The following is an 18,648-nucleotide window of genomic DNA, read 5'->3' on the forward strand; positions in this document are numbered from 1 at the left end:
ATTGCCGATGCCGCCCGGTGACGAACCCCTGCCCGCGAGCGGTGCCGATCAGCACTACCGCGCGCTGGAGCGGCTCTATGGTTCCGCGCCGGTCAACGCCAAGTTCGCCTCGAAGCTGCATATCCCGGGCGAGGGCCGCTCGCAGCTGACCTTCACCGTCAGCCCTGAGGATTACCACGCGGCCGGCGCAGCGCACGGGACGATCTACTTCAAGATGCTCGACGATGCGGCCTTCTACGCCTGCAATTCGCTGGTGACCGACCGCTTCCTGCTCACCACCAGCTTCAACCTGTTCTTCTCCAAGCCCGTGCGCGCCGGGCAGGTCACCGCCGAGGGCCACTGGGTCAGCGGCCGCCGGCGCGTGTTCGTGGCCGAGGCGCGGCTGGTCGATGAAGAGGGCGAGGAGATCGGCCGCGGTACCGGCACCTTCATGAAGAGCCGCATCCCGCTTTCCAGCCTGCCGGGCTATGCCGCGGGCGGCCCCTCGGGGCTCTGAACGGGTGTCCGACCGCCTGCCTGCGCACCTCGAAGCGGGTGCGATCCTGCGGCTTGCCGAGACCGAGGGGGGATTCGGCACGGTGCTCGCCCGCGGCGAGCGGGACGCCGGGACCATCCTGCTGGTAACCCTGTGTCGCGGCAGGGACGGTGTGCTTTACGAAAGGATGCCCCAGCTCGACGGATCGCGCAAATTTCTTGCGGTGAAACGGGAAGACCCTGAAAATCAGCAAGAATTTTCCGATTATCTGGCGCGCAGACGGCGGCAGGACTGCGATATGTGGCTGATCGAGGTGGATATCGCGGATCGGGAACGGTTCGTCGCCCGTATCGACGAATTGAGTTGACGTTAACGGGAAGCGGGCTAGTGGCGCCCGACTTCCTGAGCGCAGGCTGGCACGCCGCGGCAATTCGGCCGCACCGCCAGCACGCAGACGGGGAGCGGCCGGCAGGCTTCTTCGAACTCTCCACATCGGCAACGATCTGGATCACGGTTCCCGTCTGCGCCAGAGCGCGCTCACCGCCGAATTAGTAGAGTACATGAGTCGCAAGACTGCCGCGATTGCTGCGGTTGCGGGTATCGCGATCGCAACCACGATGTTCCCCGGCGGCCGGAATGCCGCCGCTCTGGCGCAAGCCGCCAGCGAACAGCTCGCCGCTCCCGCCCCGGTCGAAGCGCCCGAGCTGGTTCCCGAACCCATCGAATTTGTCGCCGAGCCGGTGGTGCAGCCCCTTCCGGCGCCTGCGGAGGCCGCCCCTGTTGAAACCGAGGCCGGTTCGCTTCACGAGCTGGTCGGCATGATCGACACCGCGGCCCCGATGTCGCAGCAGATGCGCTGCCTGGTCGGCGCGGTCTATTTCGAGGCGCGCGGCGAGCAATTGGCAGGTCAGCTCGCGGTCGCGCAGGTGATCGTCAACCGCACCGAGGACGGTCGCTTCCCGCGCTCCTATTGCGGCGTCGTCGCCCAGCCCGGGCAATTCTCCTTCATGCGCGGTAGCCGCATGCCGGCGGTGCGCGAAGGCTCGGCTGCATGGGAGCGCGCCGTGGCGATCGCCCACATCGCCGACAAGGGCCTGTGGGAGAGCGAGGCCGAGGGCGCGGTGTTCTTCCACGCGCGCTACGTGAAGCCCGGCTGGACCCGTAGCAAGACGCGCCTCGCGCAGATCGACACGCATATTTTTTATCGCTGATCGCTGATCCTCGCCGCTGTTTCGCCCTTCGGGCGAGCGGCGGCGGGCGGCCTTGCAGGTGTGCTTCGCACGTCTGCGCCTTTGGCTTCGACTCCGCCCTTGCGGCGCTGCGCGCCGATCACCGCCTTCTGTCTGGCTCAGGACGTGAGCTTGACCCAGACTGGCGTGTGGTCGCTTGCCTTCTCGCGGCCGCGGTATTCCTTGTCGACGCCGCAGCTCTCCATCCGGTCGGCGCATTCGGGCGAGAGCAGGATGTGGTCGATCCGGAAGCCGTGGTCGCGTTGCCAGGCGCCCGCCTGATAGTCCCAGTATGTCCACACCCCGCCGCGCGGGTTGTGGGTGCGGATCGCGTCGGTCCAGCCATCGGCGAGGAGGCGCGCATAGGCGGCGCGGCTCTCGGGCTGCATCAGTGCGTCGTCCTGCATCGCTTTCACCGACCAGACGTCGTCGTCATGCGGAATGACGTTGAAATCGCCGAGCACCACCGCGGGGACTTCCTCGGCCCAGATCTGCGCCATGCGTTCGCGCAGCCGCGCCATCCACGCGAGCTTGTAGGTGAATTTGGGCCCCGGATGGGGGTTGCCGTTGGGGAGGTAGAGGCAGGCGATGCGCACGCCGTTCACATCCGCCTCGAGATAGCGCGCCTGCTCCGCGTCGCCCTCGTTCGGCCCGGGAATGCCGAGGCCGCGCTGGACCTCGGTCAGGGTGTAGCCCGCGCGGGTGTCGGCGAGGATCGCCACACCATTGAAACTCTTCTGTCCGTGCCAGATCGCGCTGTAGCCGATCGCTTCGAAATCGGCGGCCGGGAAGCCATCGTCCTGCGTCTTGATCTCCTGCAGACAGGCGACCGCGGGGCGGGTTTCCTCGAGCCATTCGATGAGACGCGGGCCCCGCGCCTTGATGCCGTTGATGTTGAAGGTGGCGATTTTCATGCGCGCGCTTGTGCCGCAAACCGCCGCGCTGGTCTAACCTAAATCCCGAAGCTCGCCCCGCAGCCGCAGCCGGCGGCGGCCTGGGGATTTTCGACCTTGAAGGCCGCGCCGCCCAGCGATTCGACGAAATCCACGGTGCTCCCCGCGATCAGATCGAGGCTGACGGGATCGACCACCAGCTTGACGCCATCGGTCTCCGACACGGAATCCTCGGCATCGGGCGCGTCCGCAAGATCGAACTTGTACTGGAAGCCCGAACACCCCCCACCCTCGACCGCGAGGCGCAGGATCGCCGGGCGCGATTGCTTGCTGGCAATCAGCGAAACCCGCTTGGCAGCGGAAGGGGTGAGGATCAGGGGCGCGGCGGTCATGCTGCCAATCTAGGGCGCGCGCCCGCGACTCTCAAGGCGTCAGACGGCCTGAATGTAGTTGCGCAGCGCATCGGCCTCGCCCTGCACCGCGTCCATCTTGTGCTTCACGAGATCGCCGATCGAGATGAAGGCGACCAGTTCGCCGTTCTCGACCACCGGGAAGTGGCGGAAGCGGCGGCGGGTCATCATGCCCAGCGCCTCGTCAACAGTGGTGCCGGGTTCGACCGTGACCGCAGGCGAGGTCATGATCTCCTCGACCGCGACATCGAGGCAGTCCTTCCCCTTGTCGGCGAGGCGGTAGATCACGTCGCGCTCGGACACGATGCCGACGACACGCCCCTCACGCAGCACCGGCAGCGCGCCGATGCGTTTGCTGGCGAGGGTCTGAACCACTTCGGCAACCGGGGTGGTGCAATCGCAGGCGATGATGTCGGATGAGCCCCGATTGGCGATGATGCGGGCAATGGTCATGGCGAGTCTCCCTCTCTACCGGGCAAGGAAAGTGCCATGCATCGGGTGAAAAAGCGAATCCTGCCGATTGCACCCCGCGCGAAAGGCCTTGCAGCTTTCGCGCGTTGCAATGCGGCAGGGGGCGGGCCATGTCGGGAGACATGAACCGCAAGTCCCCGCTCGACGATCCCGTGAACGCTGCCCACGCCTGGGCGCGCTACCGGCAGATCATGAAATGGCTGCTCGCCGCGACGGTGCTGGTGGTGGCGACCGCGATGGGCTTGCTGTTTGCCTATAATGGCATGATTTCGGTGCATTTCTATATCGCAGTGGCGCTCGGGATCAGCCTCACCATGCTGCTCGGCGGGGGGCTGATGGGGCTGGTGTTCCTGTCCAACGGCACCGGCCACGACGAATCGGTCGACAACCAGATGCCGAGCAAGGACGAATTCTGGAGTCCGAGGGAGGACTAGTCCGCAGTGAGCCGGAAGTCTTCGACCGGAACGCCGCCGATCAGGTGCTCCTGGATGATCCGCTCGAGCACCTTGGGGCTGCATGAGTGATACCACACCCCGTCCGGCCACACGACCGCGACGGGCCCCGCGGCGCAGATCTGGAGGCAATCGGCCTTGGTGCGCTGCACCCCGCCGCCCGCGCCGCGTTTGCTCTCGTCTTTGCGCACCGGCCCGACCAGCCCCAGCTCCTTCAGCCGCGACTTGAGGAAGCCCCACGCCTCCTCCCCCGCCTCGCGCGAGCAGCATTTCTGCTTTTCGGACAGCGCGCACAGCATGATGTGGCGCGTGATCGCGGTGCCCTGCGCCGGATCGCCGAAATGCTTGGCGAGCGAATGGCGCGCGGATTCGAGTTCCTTGCGACTCACTTGCTCCCGCCTTCCTGGGCCTTGCCCTGCCCGAGCCAGCGATGGAGCCATGCGAACACCGTCCGGTGCCATTGCAGCGAGTTCTTCGCGCCCAGCACCCAGTGGTTCTCGTCGGGGAAGACCAGCAGCTGCGCGGGGATGCCGCGTTCCTGCAGGGCGGTGAAGCTCATCAGGCCCTGGCTGTAGGGCACGCGATAATCCTTCTGGCCGGTGACGACCAGCATCGGCGTCTTCCACTTGTCGACGTGATTGGCCGGGTTCCACTTCTCGTAGACCTCGCGCGCGGCCTCGTAGCTGCCGCCGTTGTCCCAGCGGGGAAACCAGATCTCCTCGGTCGAATAATACATCGAGCGGTTGTCGAAGATGCCGTCGTGCTGGACGATGCAATCGAAGCGGTCGGGCCACTGCCCTGCGATCCAGTTGACCATGTAGCCGCCGTAGCTCGCGCCCATCGCGCAGGCGCGCTCCCCGTCGATTTGCGGGTCGAGCGCGATGCCGGCGGCAAAACCCTTCTGCAGGTCCTCGAGCGGCCATCCGCCCCAGTTCTTGTTGATCGCGTCGGTGAAGGCCTGCCCGTAACCGGTGCTCCCGTGGAAATCGACCGAGATGACGGCGTAGCCCTGGCTGGCGAGGAGGCGGGGGTTCCAGCGGTTCGACCACGAGTCGTTGAAGCTCCCCTGCGGCCCGCCGTGGATGTAGAGGATCGCCGGGATCGGCCCGGTCTGGTCGGCAAGGCGGGTGAGCTGGCCCCACACGGTGTCGCCATTCGCGCCCACAAAGCTGAAGCGGCGGGTGACGATGCTCGCCATGGTGCCCATGCGGGTGGTGGCGACATCGGTGAGCGGGCGGGCCTGCCCCATGTCGCCCGAAAGGTAGAGCTCTGCCGGCTGACCGATCGAATCGCGGGTAAACAGCGCGCGTCCGCCCGGCAGCGGCACGATGTTCGCGATATGCGCCTCGCTCCCCGCCATCAGGTTGAGTTCGGTCACCTTGCCGGTGGCGATGTCGATGCGGAAGGCGGGGGTATCGAGCACCTTCTGCGCGGTGGCGATCAGGCTCTTGCTGCCTGCTTCCCATGCGAGGCTGCCGAAGGAGAGGTCGACCGCCTCGGTCAGGTTGCGCACCTGCCCGGTCTTCAGATCCATCAGCCGCACCGAAAGCCGGTCGGCCTCGTAGGTCGGGCGGTCCATCGCGAGCCAGGCGAGGTATTTCCCGTCGGGCGAAACCGTCGGCGTGGTGTCGGTGGCTTTGTTGCCGCCGGTCAGCAGCTCGGGCGCCGCGCCGTCGGGCTTGGCGCGGTAGATGTCGAGATTGGTCGAATAGGGCTCCTCGGCATTGGAAAGCCGCGCAGTGAAATAGAGAGCGCTGCCATCGGGCGAGAAGGCGATCTCCTCGCCGCCGCCGAAGGGCATCGTCGGCGTGTCGGCGGTGATGCCGGTCGCGGGGTCCTTGCCGTCGGCGGGCGCGCCCTCGCCCTGTGCCACGCCGCCCGCCAGCGGGTAGACGAAGATGCGGTTGTGGAAGCCCGGGGTCGCCCACCGGTCCCAGTGGCGTACGAAGCCGTCCCTGGCGTCATAGAGGCGGCCGGTGCCGGGGCCGGGGGTGTAGGGCGTTGCCGCGTCGGCGCAGCCGAAACTCGGGCAGTCGCGCGGGACTTCGCCCCAGACGGCAATCGCCGCGCCATTGGGGGCGAGCTTGAAGCCGGCAATATCGCGCATCGTCGTGGGGGTGACGAGTTGGGGCGCGCCTGCCGTTCCGTCCTTCGCCAGAGTCACCCGCCACACGCGCGACAGCGTGGGCGCGGCGGAATCGGTGTTCTCGGCGCTGAGGAAATAGAGCGCCCCGTCCGGTCCGAAAGCGAGGTCCGAGGCCTTGAGCGGCAGGGCCAGCGCGACCGGCGCCGCGCCCGGCTTCGTCAGGTCGATCAGGTAATGCGCAGGCGCGCGCTTGAGGCTCGCCGGGTCGGTTACGGTAACGCTGTAGACCGCCAGCGTGCCCTCGCGGTTGACGGCAGGAGCCCCGAGGCGCGGGAGGGTGACAAGATCCTCGGCGCGCATCGGCGGGGCGGTGACGCCGGGGCCGATCGGGGCGGCCTCGGCGCGGGGCATATCTTCGGCCGCAAGCGGAGCCGAAAGGGCGGAAGCGGCGACCAGCGCGCCGAAAGCTGTGAGATGACGCATGACCGGAGGCGTTAGACCTCCCGCGCGCCCTAAGCTAGTCCCGCGCTTGCCCTCAGCGGCGCTTGCCGACGATCCGGGCGATTTCCGCCTGCACCAGGCTTTCGACCATCGCGGGCAGGTTCGCCTCGAGCCATTCGGCGAGCATCGGGCGCAGCAGCTCGCGGGTCAGACCTTCCAGCGATGTCTCCCCCGAACGCACGATCTGCGGGCGCGCCGGCGGCTCGGCCAGCATAGCGAGCGCGGCGAGGTTTTCCTGCATCGCGTCCCGCACCTGATCGGCGATCAGCGGGGTTTCCTCGGGCGCCTGCATGGGCATGGCAGACGGCTCGGCGGGAGTGGAAAGCTCCATATCCGACAGGTCGAGCACCTCCTCGGCATCGCGGACCTTGTGGGTGCGGGCGAGCGGGGCGGGCTGGGCGGCGTCGTCTTCGGAGACGAGCATCCGCCGCCGCCGTGCTTCGAGCGCGCCCGCGCGGTTGTCACGCGCGATGACCTTCTTGATCGATTCGAGGATTTCCTCGACCGACGCTTCCCCGTTTTCCTGGCCCATCATTCGCCCCGACTGGCTGCCTCAAGTCCCGAATCGGGACGCCGATCAATCGCCGGGCAGCAATTGCGGGCCGATTGTTGCCGTGGCGGGCGGAATGTCAACGGTTCTGGTCGATTTCGCAGCAGCTTCCGGGTCGCGGTCCCAGTCGTTCATCTTGCTGCTGACCCGCTCGGAATTGATGGTCGGGTCGTAGAGCGGCCCGCCGGTATCGAGGTTGAGGTCACGCGCCTCGGCCTTGCCCATCAGCACCAGCAGGTTGAACCCGGCGACATAGGCGTTGCGCCGCGCGGTCACCAGCTGGGCGCGGGCCTGCACCAGTTCCTGCTCGCCGTTGAGCACGTCGAGGATCTGGCGGTTGCCGATCGAGTTTTCCGCGCGCAGCCCTTCGAGGCTGAGCTCCGCCGCCTCGACCGCGGCCTGCGCGCTCTTGATGACCCCATTCGCAGCCTGCCACGCGGCATAGGTCGCGCGGGTATCGGCGATCACCTGGCGTTCGTTGAGGATCACGTCCTCGAGCGCCGCGCTCTCGCGGGCGCCGGCCTGGCGCTGGCGCGCAGCGGGCAGACCGCCCTGGAAGATCGGGATGGTGACCCGCACCCCGGCATTGGCGGTGGTCTCTGCCTGCCGGAACTGGGCTGCGACCGGACCGCCGAGCGTGCCGTAGAAATCGCTGTACTGGCCATTGCTGAACAGGCTGACGGTCGGCCACCGACCGGCGCCGGCCGCCTTGGTATCGAAGCCCGCTGCCTCGGCGCGCTGCCTGGCGGCATCGAGGACGGGGTTGTTTTCGAGCGCCGTGACGATCGCCTGACCCACCGTGTCGGGCAGGCCCGGCAGCGGCGGCGGCGCTTCCAGCTCGCCCGGGGCTTGCCCGACGAGCCGGATGTAGGTCTCGCGCGCATTGATGAGGTTGGACTCGGCCGTCTGCAGATCGCCCTCCGCCAGCGCGAGGCGCGAGCGCGACTGGGCGACGTCGGTGATGGTCAGGTCGCCGATCTGGAAGCGGTCGCTGGTCGCCTCGAGATTGGTGCGCAGCACCTGCACCTGGTTGGTCGCCAGCGCCACCAGCGCCTCGGTCCGCAGCACGTCCATGTAGGCGGCGACGACATTGGCGAAAAGCGTGCTTTCGACATTGCGCAGGTCGGCCTCGTTGGCCTCGACCCGCTCCTTGGCGGCGGCGATGCTGTTGCGCACCGCGCCGCCCGAATAGATCGGCACCACCAGCGCCGCGGTCACCCCGAGGTTGCGTTCGGGCGCGGTGAAGGAGTTGGCCGACTGGCGCAGGAACTCGATATGGGTCGCGGTGATATCGGCCGTGGGCAGGCCCTGCGCGCGGGCGATCGGCACGTTCTCGTCATTGGCGCGCTTGGTCGCCCGCGCGTTTTCGAGCGAGGGGTTGGTGTTGTAGGCCGCCGCGAGCGCCTCGCGCAGGGAGTCGGCCTGTGCCGGGCCGGCGGCGAGCGCCAGCAGGCTCGCCGCTCCCGCGAGCCGAAGCGCGGGGCTGCGGCGGGTCATGCGAAGGTCCAGCGCCTGGGCGCAGCGAAGGCGGGGAGCACCGGGATCCCGAGATCCTCGAGCGGCTGGAGGCTGACGCTGCCGGCGACCTTGCGCCCGCTCGCAAGCCGGGTGACTCCGCGCAGCACGAGGCCGGTGACGATCCGGCCGTTGTCGGCCAGCGCGGCGGCAAGGCCCTCGGGCAGCTGCTCGATCGCGCCGTCGATGACGACGAGGTCATATTCGCCTGCGCCTTGCAAAGCGGCGGCCTCGGCGGCGGTGACTTCGGTGACGCTCGCTGCCAGCGGGGTGATCAGCGCGGCGAGGTAGCCGGTGCCGCCGCCCACCACCAGAACGCGGGTCTCCGGCAACGGCGCGGCTTCGAGCAGCAGCTTGCCATAGAACAGCGGGGCGGCGAGGTGGCCGGCTTCCCCGAGCATCACCGCGCGGTCGATATAGGCCTGCGCGGATTTCTCCGCGGGGAGGAAATCCTCGCGCGGGACGGCAAGCATCCGGGCAAGCACATATTCCTCGTTCACGCCGCTGGTGCGCAGCTGGCTGTCGATCATCGCGCGGCGGGCGACTGCGGTGTCCGGAATAGTCGTGGTCATGGTGCTCATCGTTTCTCGGGTTACTGTATTAGTATCGCAATACAGCTGGTCAACCCTCTCCTTAAACGGGCGTGCCCGTGCTTCCAAGGCTTTTGCCCGCAATCCGCGCGCGCCGGGCCTGATGATTTTACGCCTTTGACCTCGCCGCGCGCCGGTGCTTAGGGGAGCGCGTAACCCGGTGGGGTCCAATTCGATTGAGTGAGGGATGGCTTCGATGAGTGACATGACGGCGAACAGCGGTGAGGTGCGGATCGAGACCGATTCGCTGGGCGAGGTGGCGGTTCCGGCGAACATGCACTGGGGCGCGCAGACCCAGCGCTCGATCGTCAACTTCCCGATCGGCGGCGAAAGGATGCCCCCCGCCCTCGTCCGTGCGCTGGGCGTGCAGAAGCTTTCGGCGGCGAAGGCGAACATGAAGCTCGGCGTGCTCGATGCGGGCATCGGCGAGGCAATCGTCCAAGCCGCGCGCGAGGTGATCGACGGCACGCTCGCCGACCAGTTCCCGCTGGTGGTGTGGCAGACGGGGAGCGGCACCCAGTCGAACATGAACGCCAACGAGGTGATCGCGAGCCGTGCGAACGAGATCCTCACGGGGAAGAAGGGCGGCAAGACCCCAGTCCACCCCAACGACCACTGCAACATGGGCCAGTCGTCGAACGACACTTTCCCCACCTGCATGCACATCGCCGCGGCGAGCGAGGCGCTCGATCACCTGCTCCCGGCATTGAAGAAGCTGCACGGCGCATTGGATGCCAAGGCGCAGGAGTTTGCGGACATCGTCAAGATCGGCCGCACCCACTTGCAGGATGCGACCCCGATGACGCTGGGGCAGGAGTTCTCGGGCTACGCGCAGCAGGTCGCCTATGGGATTGCGCGGGTCGAGGCAGCGCTGCCGCGCGTGCTTGAGCTGGCGCAGGGCGGCACGGCGGTGGGCACCGGGATCAACGCCAAGGTCGGCTTCGACACCGCCTTCGCCGCCGAAGTCGCCGCCGAGACCGGCCACCCCTTCGTCACCGCGCCGAACAAGTTCGAGGCGCTCGCCGCGCATGACGCGATGGTGGAGATTTCGGGGGCATTGAACGTGCTGGCGGTCAGCCTGATGAAGATCGCCAACGACATCCGCCTCCTCGGCTCGGGCCCCCGCTCGGGTCTCGGCGAGCTCTCGCTCCCCGCCAACGAGCCGGGCTCCTCGATCATGCCGGGCAAGGTCAACCCGACCCAGTGCGAGGCGATGACGATGGTCTGCGCGCAGGTGATGGGGAACAATGTCGCGGTGACGGTCGCCGGATCGCACGGGCATCTTGAATTGAACGTCTTCAAGCCCGTCATCATCTACAACGTGCTCCAGTCGATGAAGCTGATCGGCGATGCGTCCCACGCCTTCACCGACAATTGCGTGGTGGGGATCGAGGCCAACACCACCCGCATCACCCAGCTTCTCAACGAAAGCCTGATGCTGGTGACCGCGCTCAATCCGCACATCGGCTACGACAACGCCGCGAAGATCGCCAAGAAGGCCCACGCGGAAGGGACGACGCTGAAGGAGTCCGCACTGGCACTCGGCCTGCTCACCGAAGAGCAGTTTGCCCAGTGGGTGGTGCCTTCGGACATGATCCGCCCCCGGGACTAAGTGCCGTTGGTCGATGATGAACAGCCGTTCATCTTTCGACCAAGGCGAGTCTGCGCCCGACAACCTTCGCCCTGCCCGGTTCCCATCCCCGGGCAGGCGCGGTATCGCTCTGCGGCATAATGTCGACATATCCGCTCAGCGATACCGCCCCCGGTGAACCCGCCGCCACCGTGTCCTTCCGCACGGTGCTGTTCTCGATGGTCGTGCTGTGGGCGACCTATTTCGCGCTCACCACCTTCCGCTCGAGCCTGGTGCTCGATCTGTCGCTCCAGTTCGAACTCGGCTGGCGCCGGCTGATGATCACCGCGCTGGGAATTGGGCTGACGATCGTGCTTTGGCTGCTGCTGCGGCTGTTCGACACCCGTCCCCTGTGGCTCAAGATCGCTGCGGCAATCGCGCTGGCCTTCCCGATCGCGCTGGCGATCGGGCAAGTCAATCAGTGGATTTTCAAGGACATCGAGCTGGCGCAGGAGCAGCTCTACGCCAAGAAATACAACATCAACCTGCGCCGTGACGAGAGCGGGAACCTGCTGGTCGATGTCCCCGTGCGGCGCGTCAGCCCGGCGGGCCAGCCGCAGGCGGACTCCGATGTGGTCGATTCGCAGGCGGTGATGATCGCGCCGGCCGAGACCTATTCCGATTTCTGGCGCAAGCTGCTCGATGTCGCGCTCGGGCGATACTTCCTGCTGCTCGCCTGGGCCTCGACCTATTTCGCGCTGCTCGCCGGGGTGCAGGCGCGCGCGTCGCAGCAGCGCGAGGAGCAGTTCCGCTCCGCCGCCAAGGCCGCCGAATTGCGCTCCCTGCGCTATCAGGTGAACCCGCATTTCCTGTTCAACACGCTGAATTCGCTCTCCGCACTGGTGATGACCGGCAAGGCCGACAGCGCCGAGCGGATGATCCAGACGATCAGCCGTTTCTACCGCCACAGCCTCGCCACCGAACCGACCGCCGATGTTTCCCTGCGCGACGAATTCGACTTGCAGAAGCTCTACCTCGATATCGAGGCGGTGCGCTTTCCCACCCGGCTGGTGACCAGGTTCGATCTGCCCGCCGAGCTCGAGGAATGCCGCGTGCCGGGAATGATCCTGCAGCCGCTGGTCGAGAATTCGGTGAAATACGCGGTTTCTCCCGTTTCGCGCCCGGTGACCATCACTGTGGCCGCGCGCGAGGAATTCGACCGGCTCGTCATCACCGTCGGCGACGATGGCCCCGGCGTGCCGCAGGGCACCACCCACGGCTTCGGCATCGGGCTGGCGAACGTGCGCGACCGGCTGGAGGCGCGCTTCGGCCCCGACATCGGCTTCTCCTCCGCCCCCGTGCCGGGCGGCTATTGCACCGAAATCCGCATCCCCCTGTCGAGGCCAGTAACCCGAGAGGCCCACCGCCATGCCTGAGACCGAAACCGAAAATGCCGCCCTTCGCACCCTGATCGTCGATGACGAACCGCTCGCCGTCGAACGGGTGCAGGTGATCTGCGCCGAGATCCCCGCCGTGCGCGTGGTCGGCACCGCGAGCGACGGCGCCGCGGCGCTGCGCCTCGCCGAGAAGCTCGAGCCCGATCTGGTGCTGCTCGACATGACCATGCCCGAACTGGACGGCCTCGGCGTGGCGCGCCACTTCGCCGCGCAGCCGCAGGCGCCGGTGGTGATCTTCGTGACCGCGCATGATCATTTCGCGGTCGAGGCCTTCGATCTGGAAGCGGTCGATTACGTGCTGAAGCCGGTCTCCGCCGACCGGCTGGAGCGTGCGATCGAGCGCGCCGTCGCCCGCCGCGGCCAGCGCCGCAACAAGGCAAGCCGCTATCTCGACGAGCTGTGGGTGCCCCACCGTTCCGAGCTGCTGCGGATCGCGGTGAGCGAAGTCCACCAGATCGATGCCGAGCGCGATTACGTGCGCCTGCATGTGGGGAGCGCCGACAATGCCCGCTCCTACCTGCTGCTCCAGACCATCGCGGGGCTTGAGGAGCGGCTCGATCCCGAACAGTTCATCCGCATCCACCGCTCGACGATCCTGCGCCGTGACCATATCCGCGGATTGCGGCACGATGGCCTCGGCGTGTGGTCGGCGGAGCTGGTCAATGGCGAGGCGCTGCGGATCGGGCGCACCTACCTCGCGCGCGTCAAGGCGATGGCGGGAAGGTAAGGGAGCGCGGGGCCGGGTGTCTCGGTCCGGGTGCGAGCTTCACTCCACAAAAAAACGGCCCGAACCCCAGGGACTGGGAGGGTTCGGGCCGTATGCCACGCGCGCACCGGGCCGGCGCGGGGGCTACTCGTGCGCGGTTCAACCGCCGCGCTGGGTACGGTCCAGCAGGGCAGCGACCTGGCTCTTGGCCTCGGCGCGGGCACGCGCTTTGCACTCCTGCACGTTCTGATCGAGAATCCGCGTGCCGGTGCGGGGGCTGGTCTGACGGCACACCTGGCGGATGGCGGCCTCGACCCGGTCGTCGAGCTTGCGCTGGCCGGCTTCGGTGGCGAGGTCGAGATCGGCCGTGCGGACGGTGAAGGTGGGACGCGGGCCGGCGTCCTCGAACGGGTTGTCCGCGAGGGCCGGGGTGACGAGCGCCGCCGACAGGCCGGCTGCAATCATCAGATTCGCAAGGGTTTTCATGACTATATCCTCCATCTCTCACAGGGGCCTGAGATCGGGCGGGGGTCCGATCCGGGGGGTGCCAGGCGTCCTGCTGATCCCTTGATACGCCTCGCCCGGACGGGCCGCACGGCAAGGTCGATCAACCCCGGTCAGCCGCTCGACCGGCGCGGCGGCGTCGTGACCAACGGACCGAAACGGGCGACAAATGGCGGTTTCCAATCGACGGGCGTGCGGCCATAGTGACGCCATGGGTCCGGCCACCGCGATCATCTTCCTGCTCGGAGTCGCCAATTTCGCGATCTTCGGCGCGGTTTTCGCGCGCGGGCACCCCTTGCTCGCGCGCCTGCCGGGGCCGAGCCAGACCATCGGCCGGCGCGCGGCGATGCTGAGTGAGTTCGCGGTGCTGTTCTTCGCGCTGCTGCTGTCGGTCAAGGGCTGGCCGGGCTACGCCTGGGCCTATGCGATCTACACTTCGGTCAATGCCGGCGCGGCGTGGCTGATCCTGACCGGCCGGCTCTAGCGCACGCTCTTCCACAAGGACCCTGTCATGCCCGATCCTGCGCGCTCCCCCTGCTGGCTCGTCGTCAATCCGGCAAGCGGGAGCAACGATTCGAACTCGGCAGAGAAGGTCACCGCCGCGATCGAGACGCGCGGGTGGGAGGTGGCGCGGGTGATCGCCTTTCCCGACGATGCCCTGCCCGATCCCGCCGCGCTCGATGCCGCCGGGGTGGGAATGGTCGCGGTCTATACCGGGGACGGGACGATCAACGCGCTGGTCAATCATCTGGCGGGCTGGGGCGGCAAGGTGCTGGTGCTGCCGGGCGGGACGATGAACCTCCTGCCGCTGCGTCTCCACCGCACCACCGATCTCGACACGATCCTCGATATCGTCGCGGCCGGCGGCGCGCTCGCCCGCAGGCCCCTGTGCCTGCGGTGCCCGGGCGGGGTGGCGCTTGCCGGGCTGCTGGTCGGCCCCGGCACGGCCTGGAACCGGGTGCGCGAATCGATGCGCAGCGGGGCCATCACCGAAGTCGCCAAGGAGGCCATCGCCGCGCTGCGCGAGACCACCACCGGCCCCGGCATCCGCGTCGCCGATCGCCGCGCGAGCCGCGAGGGGGGCTATCCGCTGGTCGAGCTCACCCCCGGCGAGCACGGGGTGCAGATCCTCGGCTACTACGCCGACGCCGCGCTCGATTACACCGCGCAGGCCTGGGCGACGCTGCGCCACCGTTTTCGCGAAGGGCCGCACGACAAGCTGGGCCTCGCCGAGGCGATCGTCCTAGAAAGTGTCGACGGCGGGCCGCTCGCCTGCCTGATCGACGGCGAACCGGCTGAATGCCCGCCCGGTTCAACCTTTGCGGTGGAGCCCTGCGGGGTCGATCTGCTAGCGACCGCGCATGACATCTAGCCCCCTCACCCTGTTCCACCTCTCCGACATCCACTTCGGGCTGGAGGACAAGCGCGCGCTCGCCTGGGTGCGCGACGAGATCGCGACACGGCGCCCGGATGCGGTGGTCATCACCGGCGATCACACGATGCGCGCCCGCCACCACGAATTCGCTGCCGCGACGCGCTGGATCAACGCGCTCGAGGTGCCGGTGACGATCGCCATCGGCAACCACGACATGCCCTATTTCAACCTCTTCGAGCGCTTCACGACGCCCTACAAGCGGTTCGAGGGAATGAAGGCGCTGGTCGAGCGCGAGATCGACCTTCCCGGCCTCGCCATCGTGCCGCTGAAATCAGTGCGCCGCTGGCAGCCGCGCACCAACTGGTCGAAGGGCTGGGTCACCGAGCCGGCGCTCGAGCGCTGCCTTGCCGCAATCGACCGGCTGCCGGCGGGCACGGCCACGCTGATCTCGGTCCACCACCCGCTGCGCGAGGTCGGCACGCATGGCACCGCGCTCACCCACGGGGGCGAGAAGGCGCTCGCCGAACTGGCGAAGCGCGGTGTGATCGGGGTGCTGTCGGGCCATGTCCACGACGCCTTCGACATCGCCGAGCCCACGGCAGAGGGGCCGGTGCGGATGATCGGCGCAGGCACACTCTCGCAGCGCACCCGCTCGACCCCGCCGAGCTTCAACGAGCTGGTGTGGGACGGGGCGAGCCTGAGCGTCACGGTCCGCAATCTCGAGCATGTGCCGACCGAGGACATGCTGATCGAGGATGTACCCGCCGATGCCATGCCCCCGCGCTCGCCGGGCGAGCCGGTGGCTCCGGTGGCGCAGGTTCCGGCCATCGACCCGCCGGTGCACTGAGCGGGGACTCGGTAAACATACTGGGTCGGCGCTTAACCTTTCCTCTATCGCCCGCGTTAGGACTTTATTCGGGATATGATCGGTGCAGGCACGCGGGGGCGGCATACACCCGATTGTCGTTCACGCGTGTCTGCACCCCTTCACACCACTGCGCCGCCAGCCGGGGCGCGGTTCACGGGAAAGGCGATGGGCATGATCAAATCGGTGATCTTCGGCGCGATCGTTTCAGCGGTGATTGCGGTGGTGATCGGATCGCAGGGCACCAGCGGGGGACCCCTGGCGATTCACATGGTGTCGCTGGGCGATGTGCGGATGTTCTGGTCCTGGCCGATGTTCCTGTCGGGCACTGGGCTGTTTTTCGCGCTGTCCTTGCTGCAACGCTAGTCTCCGAGGCGCTGCAAACGAAAAAGGGCGGCTCCCTTGCGGGGGCCGCCCTTTCTGTATTCGAAAAGGCCGGGCCTTAGCGCTTCGAGAACTGGAAGCTGCGGCGGGCCTTGGCCTTGCCGTACTTCTTGCGCTCGACCACGCGGCTGTCGCGGGTGAGGAAGCCTTCGGCCTTCACCGCGCTGCGCAGCTCGGGCTCGTACTTGGAGAGCGCCTGGGCGATCCCGTGCTTCACCGCGCCCGCCTGGCCCGACAGACCGCCGCCGCGCACGGTGGCGATCACGTCGTACTGGCCGGCACGGTCGGTGACGGTGAAGGGCTGGTTGATCACTAGACGCAGGGTCGGACGCGCGAAATAGGTTTCCTGATCGCGGCCGTTGATGGTGATCTTGCCGGTGCCGGGCTTGACCCACACGCGGGCGACCGCGTCCTTGCGGCGGCCGGTGGCGTAGGAGCGGCCCTGCGCGTCGATCTCGCGCTCGCGCAGCGGCGCGGTGACGCGGGCGATTTCGGCAGCGTCACCCTGCGGGACGCCGGCGGCGATGTCCTTCAGATCGGCGAGATCCGAGACGGTTGCGGTTTCGTCAGCCATTATGCGGCCACCTTGTTCTTGCGGTTCATGGAAGCGACGTCGAGCACCTGCGGCTTCTGGCCGTCATGCGGGTGCTCGGTGCCGGCATAGAGGTGCAGCGCCTTCATCTGCTTGCGGCCGAGGGGGCCGCGCGGAATCATGCGCTCGACAGCCTTTTCGAGCACGCGCTCGGGGAAACGACCGCCCAGCACCTTGGCGGGGGTGGTTTCCTTGATGCCGCCGGGGTGGCCGGTGTGCTTGTAATAGACCTTGTCGCCCATCTTGTTGCCGGTGAACTTCACCTTGTCGACATTGATGACGATCACGTGATCGCCGCAATCGACGTGCGGGGTGTAGCTCGGCTTGGTCTTGCCGCGCAGGATGTTGGCGATGATCGAGGCCAGACGACCGACGACGAGACCGTCGGCGTCGATGATGTGCCAGTTCTTTTCGACCTCGGCCGGTTTGATCGACCGGGTCTGCTTGGTGAGCGCCTTCATGGCATGTGTCCTTGGTTCGAATGCTCTGCCGGGAGGTGTCCGGGAGAATCACCCCCGCGGGCCGGGCCCCGGGAGCGAAGTGGCGCGCAAATGTCGTTTGGGGCGCGCGAAGTCAAGCAAAAGCGCCGTTTTTGGATGCGGTAAAATAATACCGCTAGCCCGGAACGCTCCCCGCGAGCCATGCGAAAGTGGCCGGATGGACCGCGTCGGCGTGCCAGCCGATGATCGCGGGGGTGTCGTAGGGGTGAAGCTCGCCGAGGCGTTCGACGACGTCCTCGAGCCGTTCGGCGGTGGTCTTGAACAGCACGGCGACCTCGGAGCCGGTGGCGCGGGCGCCCTCCCAGACGAAGCGGCTCTCGATGGCGCCGAGGATGTTGGCGCAGGCGATCAACTGGTCATCGAGCAGCGCGTCGGCTGCGGCGCGGGCGCTGTCGGCGTCGGGGAAGGGGCACCAGACGAGCGCGGCGCTCACTGGCCAGCCCGCCCGTAGGAATGCATCGCCCGCACGGTCGCGACGACGGTCAGCGCGCCGACCAGCTGGTGCGCGGCGGCGATCCAGAGGGAGACGCCACTCATCACCGTCGCGATGCCGAGCAGCACCATCGTCCCGAAGGCGGAGTGGACCAGGACGCTGTCGAGCCGCGACGTCTTGCGCACAGCGCGCGCCAGCCACACCAGCGCCGCGACCGCGAACCACGCCCACCAGCGGTGCATGAAGTGCAGGACGAAGGGATCGTTGAAGAGGGTCGCCAGCACACCGGCCGACCAGTCGGCCTCCGGCACCAGCCGCCCGTTCATCAGCGGCCAGTCGCTCGCCGCGTGCCCGGCGTTGAGGCCCGCGACGAAAGCGCCGAGCAGCAGCTGGACGAACAGCACCCCCGCCACCAGCGCTGCCCCCGCCTTCAAAGGCGCAGGGCGCGCAGCCGGGTCGCTCGCCAGCAGCCGCAGGTCGCGCGCGGTCCACACCAGCCCCGCCAGCAGAAACAGCGCGGTCAGCAGGTGCGCGGCGAGGCGGAAGTGGCTCACGTCGGTGAGGCTCGTCGCGCCCATGCCCGAGGACACCATGTACCACCCCAGCGCCCCCTGCCCGCAGATCAGCGCGAACATCGCGGCCAGCCGCCAGCCGTAACCTTTCGGGATCGCCCGGCGGAGAGCGAAGACGAGCAGCGGCAGCAGGAAGGCGAGCCCGATCAGGCGTCCGAGAATGCGGTGGAACCACTCCCAGAAGAAGATGAACTGGAACGCGGCGAGGTCCATCCCGGCCGGGCCACTTTCCATCCGGTATTCGGCGGTCGCGCGGTACTTGGCGAATTCGGCCTGCCATGCCGTGTCGCTCAGCGGCGGTAGGATGCCGCTGACGACATTCCATTCGGTGATCGACAGCCCGCTCTCGGTCAGTCGGGTGATCCCGCCGACGACGACGATCGTCACCACCAGCACTGCCACCAGCTCGAGCCAGCGCGCCACCGCCAGCGGACGAGCGCGGGCCCCGGCGGCGGGCGCGAACAGGTCCGATACGTCGTTCGGCAGGGGGGCGGAGGCGGCCATGATCCTCGCGCCTT

General features: G+C 67.7%; 24 protein-coding genes. 11 read left to right on the forward strand and 13 right to left on the reverse strand.

What is annotated here, in order from left to right:
• Positions 1 to 7: 7 nt before the first annotated feature.
• The 3 genes from AX708_RS02680 to AX708_RS02690 all read left to right on the forward strand — a co-directional run bounded on the left by AX708_RS02680 (position 8) and on the right by AX708_RS02690 (position 1,686).
• The gene (locus AX708_RS02680; RefSeq protein WP_066529337.1) at positions 8 to 496 is read left to right on the forward strand and encodes a PaaI family thioesterase; all 489 of its coding nucleotides are present in this window, start codon (positions 8 to 10) and stop codon (positions 494 to 496) included.
• A gap of 4 nt (positions 497 to 500) precedes the next feature.
• A complete protein-coding gene (locus AX708_RS02685; protein WP_156443381.1) occupies positions 501 to 842 on the forward strand; it encodes a DUF1491 family protein in 342 nt (113 codons plus the stop codon).
• A 193-nt stretch (positions 843 to 1,035) separates the two neighbouring features.
• Entirely contained in the window at positions 1,036 to 1,686 is a 651-nt protein-coding gene (locus AX708_RS02690) for a cell wall hydrolase (RefSeq protein WP_066529332.1), read from the forward strand.
• Positions 1,687 to 1,823: 137 nt separating this feature from the next.
• Here AX708_RS02690 and xth read toward each other — a convergent pair whose 3' ends face one another.
• Genes xth through AX708_RS02705 form a run of 3 tightly spaced genes read right to left on the reverse strand, consistent with a single transcriptional unit; the run spans position 1,824 to position 3,460 of the window.
• Positions 1,824 to 2,618: an exodeoxyribonuclease III gene (gene xth, locus AX708_RS02695; protein ID WP_066529329.1), complete on the reverse strand. Its 795-nt coding sequence runs from the start codon at positions 2,616 to 2,618 to the stop codon at positions 1,824 to 1,826.
• A gap of 38 nt (positions 2,619 to 2,656) precedes the next feature.
• Entirely contained in the window at positions 2,657 to 2,989 is a 333-nt protein-coding gene (locus tag AX708_RS02700) for an iron-sulfur cluster assembly accessory protein (protein ID WP_066529323.1), read from the reverse strand.
• A gap of 39 nt (positions 2,990 to 3,028) precedes the next feature.
• Positions 3,029 to 3,460: a CBS domain-containing protein gene (locus AX708_RS02705; RefSeq protein ID WP_066529319.1), complete on the reverse strand. Its 432-nt coding sequence runs from the start codon at positions 3,458 to 3,460 to the stop codon at positions 3,029 to 3,031.
• Between the two features lie 140 nt (positions 3,461 to 3,600).
• Between AX708_RS02705 and AX708_RS02710 the strand changes: the two genes are divergently transcribed.
• Positions 3,601 to 3,912 (forward strand): hypothetical protein, encoded by a 312-nt coding sequence (locus AX708_RS02710; RefSeq protein ID WP_066529317.1) that lies wholly within the window; start codon positions 3,601 to 3,603, stop codon positions 3,910 to 3,912.
• Here the strand turns inward: AX708_RS02710 and AX708_RS02715 are convergent.
• From AX708_RS02715 to AX708_RS02735, 5 genes are read right to left on the reverse strand one after another with little or no spacing between them, the layout of a single operon-like run.
• Positions 3,909 to 4,319, reverse strand: a complete 411-nt coding sequence (locus AX708_RS02715; RefSeq protein WP_233999596.1) for a ferredoxin — start codon at positions 4,317 to 4,319, stop codon at positions 3,909 to 3,911. The two genes, AX708_RS02710 and AX708_RS02715, sit on opposite strands and share 4 nt — an antisense overlap.
• Positions 4,316 to 6,499: a S9 family peptidase gene (locus AX708_RS02720; protein WP_066529313.1), complete on the reverse strand. Its 2,184-nt coding sequence runs from the start codon at positions 6,497 to 6,499 to the stop codon at positions 4,316 to 4,318. Before AX708_RS02720 ends, AX708_RS02715 begins: the two co-directional genes overlap by 4 nt.
• A gap of 52 nt (positions 6,500 to 6,551) precedes the next feature.
• Positions 6,552 to 7,049 carry a DUF2497 domain-containing protein gene (locus tag AX708_RS02725; RefSeq protein ID WP_066529473.1) on the reverse strand — a complete coding sequence of 166 codons (498 nt, stop codon included), beginning with the start codon at positions 7,047 to 7,049 and terminating at the stop codon, positions 6,552 to 6,554.
• A gap of 45 nt (positions 7,050 to 7,094) precedes the next feature.
• Positions 7,095 to 8,564 (reverse strand): TolC family outer membrane protein, encoded by a 1,470-nt coding sequence (locus AX708_RS02730; RefSeq protein WP_067489475.1) that lies wholly within the window; start codon positions 8,562 to 8,564, stop codon positions 7,095 to 7,097.
• A complete protein-coding gene (locus AX708_RS02735; protein ID WP_066529306.1) occupies positions 8,561 to 9,163 on the reverse strand; it encodes a protein-L-isoaspartate O-methyltransferase in 603 nt (200 codons plus the stop codon). Before AX708_RS02735 ends, AX708_RS02730 begins: the two co-directional genes overlap by 4 nt.
• A gap of 214 nt (positions 9,164 to 9,377) precedes the next feature.
• Between AX708_RS02735 and fumC the strand changes: the two genes are divergently transcribed.
• The 3 genes from fumC to AX708_RS02750 all read left to right on the forward strand — a co-directional run bounded on the left by fumC (position 9,378) and on the right by AX708_RS02750 (position 12,926).
• Positions 9,378 to 10,784: a class II fumarate hydratase gene (fumC, locus tag AX708_RS02740; RefSeq protein WP_066529303.1), complete on the forward strand. Its 1,407-nt coding sequence runs from the start codon at positions 9,378 to 9,380 to the stop codon at positions 10,782 to 10,784.
• Positions 10,785 to 10,903: 119 nt separating this feature from the next.
• The gene (locus tag AX708_RS02745; protein ID WP_066529298.1) at positions 10,904 to 12,178 is read left to right on the forward strand and encodes a sensor histidine kinase; all 1,275 of its coding nucleotides are present in this window, start codon (positions 10,904 to 10,906) and stop codon (positions 12,176 to 12,178) included.
• Entirely contained in the window at positions 12,171 to 12,926 is a 756-nt protein-coding gene (locus tag AX708_RS02750) for a LytTR family DNA-binding domain-containing protein (protein ID WP_066529296.1), read from the forward strand. Before AX708_RS02745 ends, AX708_RS02750 begins: the two co-directional genes overlap by 8 nt.
• Positions 12,927 to 13,064: 138 nt before the next feature.
• Here the strand turns inward: AX708_RS02750 and AX708_RS02755 are convergent, their stop codons facing one another.
• The gene (locus tag AX708_RS02755; protein ID WP_066529295.1) at positions 13,065 to 13,391 is read right to left on the reverse strand and encodes a UrcA family protein; all 327 of its coding nucleotides are present in this window, start codon (positions 13,389 to 13,391) and stop codon (positions 13,065 to 13,067) included.
• Between the two features lie 229 nt (positions 13,392 to 13,620).
• Here AX708_RS02755 and AX708_RS02760 point away from each other — a divergent pair, with 229 nt between their 5' ends.
• From AX708_RS02760 to AX708_RS02775, 4 genes are all read left to right on the forward strand, one after another.
• Positions 13,621 to 13,893 carry a hypothetical protein gene (locus AX708_RS02760; protein ID WP_066529292.1) on the forward strand — a complete coding sequence of 91 codons (273 nt, stop codon included), beginning with the start codon at positions 13,621 to 13,623 and terminating at the stop codon, positions 13,891 to 13,893.
• A gap of 27 nt (positions 13,894 to 13,920) precedes the next feature.
• Positions 13,921 to 14,781 (forward strand): diacylglycerol kinase family protein, encoded by an 861-nt coding sequence (locus AX708_RS02765; RefSeq protein ID WP_066529290.1) that lies wholly within the window; start codon positions 13,921 to 13,923, stop codon positions 14,779 to 14,781.
• Positions 14,771 to 15,631, forward strand: coding sequence for a metallophosphoesterase (locus AX708_RS02770; RefSeq protein WP_066529288.1), 861 nt, complete (start codon positions 14,771 to 14,773; stop codon positions 15,629 to 15,631). Before AX708_RS02765 ends, AX708_RS02770 begins: the two co-directional genes overlap by 11 nt.
• A gap of 192 nt (positions 15,632 to 15,823) precedes the next feature.
• Positions 15,824 to 16,015 (forward strand): hypothetical protein, encoded by a 192-nt coding sequence (locus AX708_RS02775; RefSeq protein ID WP_066529470.1) that lies wholly within the window; start codon positions 15,824 to 15,826, stop codon positions 16,013 to 16,015.
• A 76-nt stretch (positions 16,016 to 16,091) separates the two neighbouring features.
• Here the strand turns inward: AX708_RS02775 and rpsI are convergent, their stop codons facing one another.
• From rpsI to AX708_RS02795, 4 genes are all read right to left on the reverse strand, one after another.
• Positions 16,092 to 16,607 carry a 30S ribosomal protein S9 gene (gene rpsI / locus AX708_RS02780; RefSeq protein ID WP_066529285.1) on the reverse strand — a complete coding sequence of 172 codons (516 nt, stop codon included), beginning with the start codon at positions 16,605 to 16,607 and terminating at the stop codon, positions 16,092 to 16,094.
• Positions 16,607 to 17,086, reverse strand: coding sequence for a 50S ribosomal protein L13 (rplM, locus tag AX708_RS02785; RefSeq protein ID WP_066529283.1), 480 nt, complete (start codon positions 17,084 to 17,086; stop codon positions 16,607 to 16,609). Before rplM ends, rpsI begins: the two co-directional genes overlap by 1 nt.
• A gap of 154 nt (positions 17,087 to 17,240) precedes the next feature.
• The gene (gene cutA / locus AX708_RS02790) at positions 17,241 to 17,558 is read right to left on the reverse strand and encodes a divalent-cation tolerance protein CutA (protein WP_066529281.1); all 318 of its coding nucleotides are present in this window, start codon (positions 17,556 to 17,558) and stop codon (positions 17,241 to 17,243) included.
• The gene (locus AX708_RS02795; protein ID WP_082745557.1) at positions 17,555 to 18,634 is read right to left on the reverse strand and encodes a COX15/CtaA family protein; all 1,080 of its coding nucleotides are present in this window, start codon (positions 18,632 to 18,634) and stop codon (positions 17,555 to 17,557) included. Before AX708_RS02795 ends, cutA begins: the two co-directional genes overlap by 4 nt.
• Between the last annotated feature and the right edge of the window lie 14 nt (positions 18,635 to 18,648).

This window comes from Erythrobacter sp. CCH5-A1, from assembly GCF_001557115.1.
Classification (GTDB): Bacteria; Pseudomonadota; Alphaproteobacteria; order Sphingomonadales; family Sphingomonadaceae; genus Erythrobacter.

Bases quoted from the DNA above. Each gene is read 5' to 3' on its own strand.
- AX708_RS02775 (WP_066529470.1), top strand. From the start codon at position 15,824: ATGATCAAATCGGTGATCTTCGGCGCGATCGTTTCAGCGGTGATTGCG.
- AX708_RS02750 (WP_066529296.1), top strand. From the start codon at position 12,171: ATGCCTGAGACCGAAACCGAAAATGCCGCCCTTCGCACCCTGATCGTC.
- AX708_RS02680 (WP_066529337.1), top strand. From the start codon at position 8: ATGCCGCCCGGTGACGAACCCCTGCCCGCGAGCGGTGCCGATCAGCAC.
- AX708_RS02795 (WP_082745557.1), bottom strand. From the start codon at position 18,634: ATGGCCGCCTCCGCCCCCCTGCCGAACGACGTATCGGACCTGTTCGCG.
- xth (WP_066529329.1), bottom strand. From the start codon at position 2,618: ATGAAAATCGCCACCTTCAACATCAACGGCATCAAGGCGCGGGGCCCG.
- AX708_RS02760 (WP_066529292.1), top strand. From the start codon at position 13,621: ATGGGTCCGGCCACCGCGATCATCTTCCTGCTCGGAGTCGCCAATTTC.
- AX708_RS02725 (WP_066529473.1), bottom strand. From the start codon at position 7,049: ATGGGCCAGGAAAACGGGGAAGCGTCGGTCGAGGAAATCCTCGAATCG.
- AX708_RS02755 (WP_066529295.1), bottom strand. From the start codon at position 13,391: ATGAAAACCCTTGCGAATCTGATGATTGCAGCCGGCCTGTCGGCGGCG.
- AX708_RS02770 (WP_066529288.1), top strand. From the start codon at position 14,771: ATGACATCTAGCCCCCTCACCCTGTTCCACCTCTCCGACATCCACTTC.
- AX708_RS02765 (WP_066529290.1), top strand. From the start codon at position 13,921: ATGCCCGATCCTGCGCGCTCCCCCTGCTGGCTCGTCGTCAATCCGGCA.
- AX708_RS02710 (WP_066529317.1), top strand. From the start codon at position 3,601: ATGAACCGCAAGTCCCCGCTCGACGATCCCGTGAACGCTGCCCACGCC.
- fumC (WP_066529303.1), top strand. From the start codon at position 9,378: ATGACGGCGAACAGCGGTGAGGTGCGGATCGAGACCGATTCGCTGGGC.
- AX708_RS02690 (WP_066529332.1), top strand. From the start codon at position 1,036: ATGAGTCGCAAGACTGCCGCGATTGCTGCGGTTGCGGGTATCGCGATC.
- AX708_RS02735 (WP_066529306.1), bottom strand. From the start codon at position 9,163: ATGAGCACCATGACCACGACTATTCCGGACACCGCAGTCGCCCGCCGC.
- AX708_RS02745 (WP_066529298.1), top strand. From the start codon at position 10,904: ATGTCGACATATCCGCTCAGCGATACCGCCCCCGGTGAACCCGCCGCC.
- AX708_RS02705 (WP_066529319.1), bottom strand. From the start codon at position 3,460: ATGACCATTGCCCGCATCATCGCCAATCGGGGCTCATCCGACATCATC.
- rpsI (WP_066529285.1), bottom strand. From the start codon at position 16,607: ATGGCTGACGAAACCGCAACCGTCTCGGATCTCGCCGATCTGAAGGAC.
- AX708_RS02720 (WP_066529313.1), bottom strand. From the start codon at position 6,499: ATGCGTCATCTCACAGCTTTCGGCGCGCTGGTCGCCGCTTCCGCCCTT.
- AX708_RS02730 (WP_067489475.1), bottom strand. From the start codon at position 8,564: ATGACCCGCCGCAGCCCCGCGCTTCGGCTCGCGGGAGCGGCGAGCCTG.
- AX708_RS02700 (WP_066529323.1), bottom strand. From the start codon at position 2,989: ATGACCGCCGCGCCCCTGATCCTCACCCCTTCCGCTGCCAAGCGGGTT.
- rplM (WP_066529283.1), bottom strand. From the start codon at position 17,086: ATGAAGGCGCTCACCAAGCAGACCCGGTCGATCAAACCGGCCGAGGTC.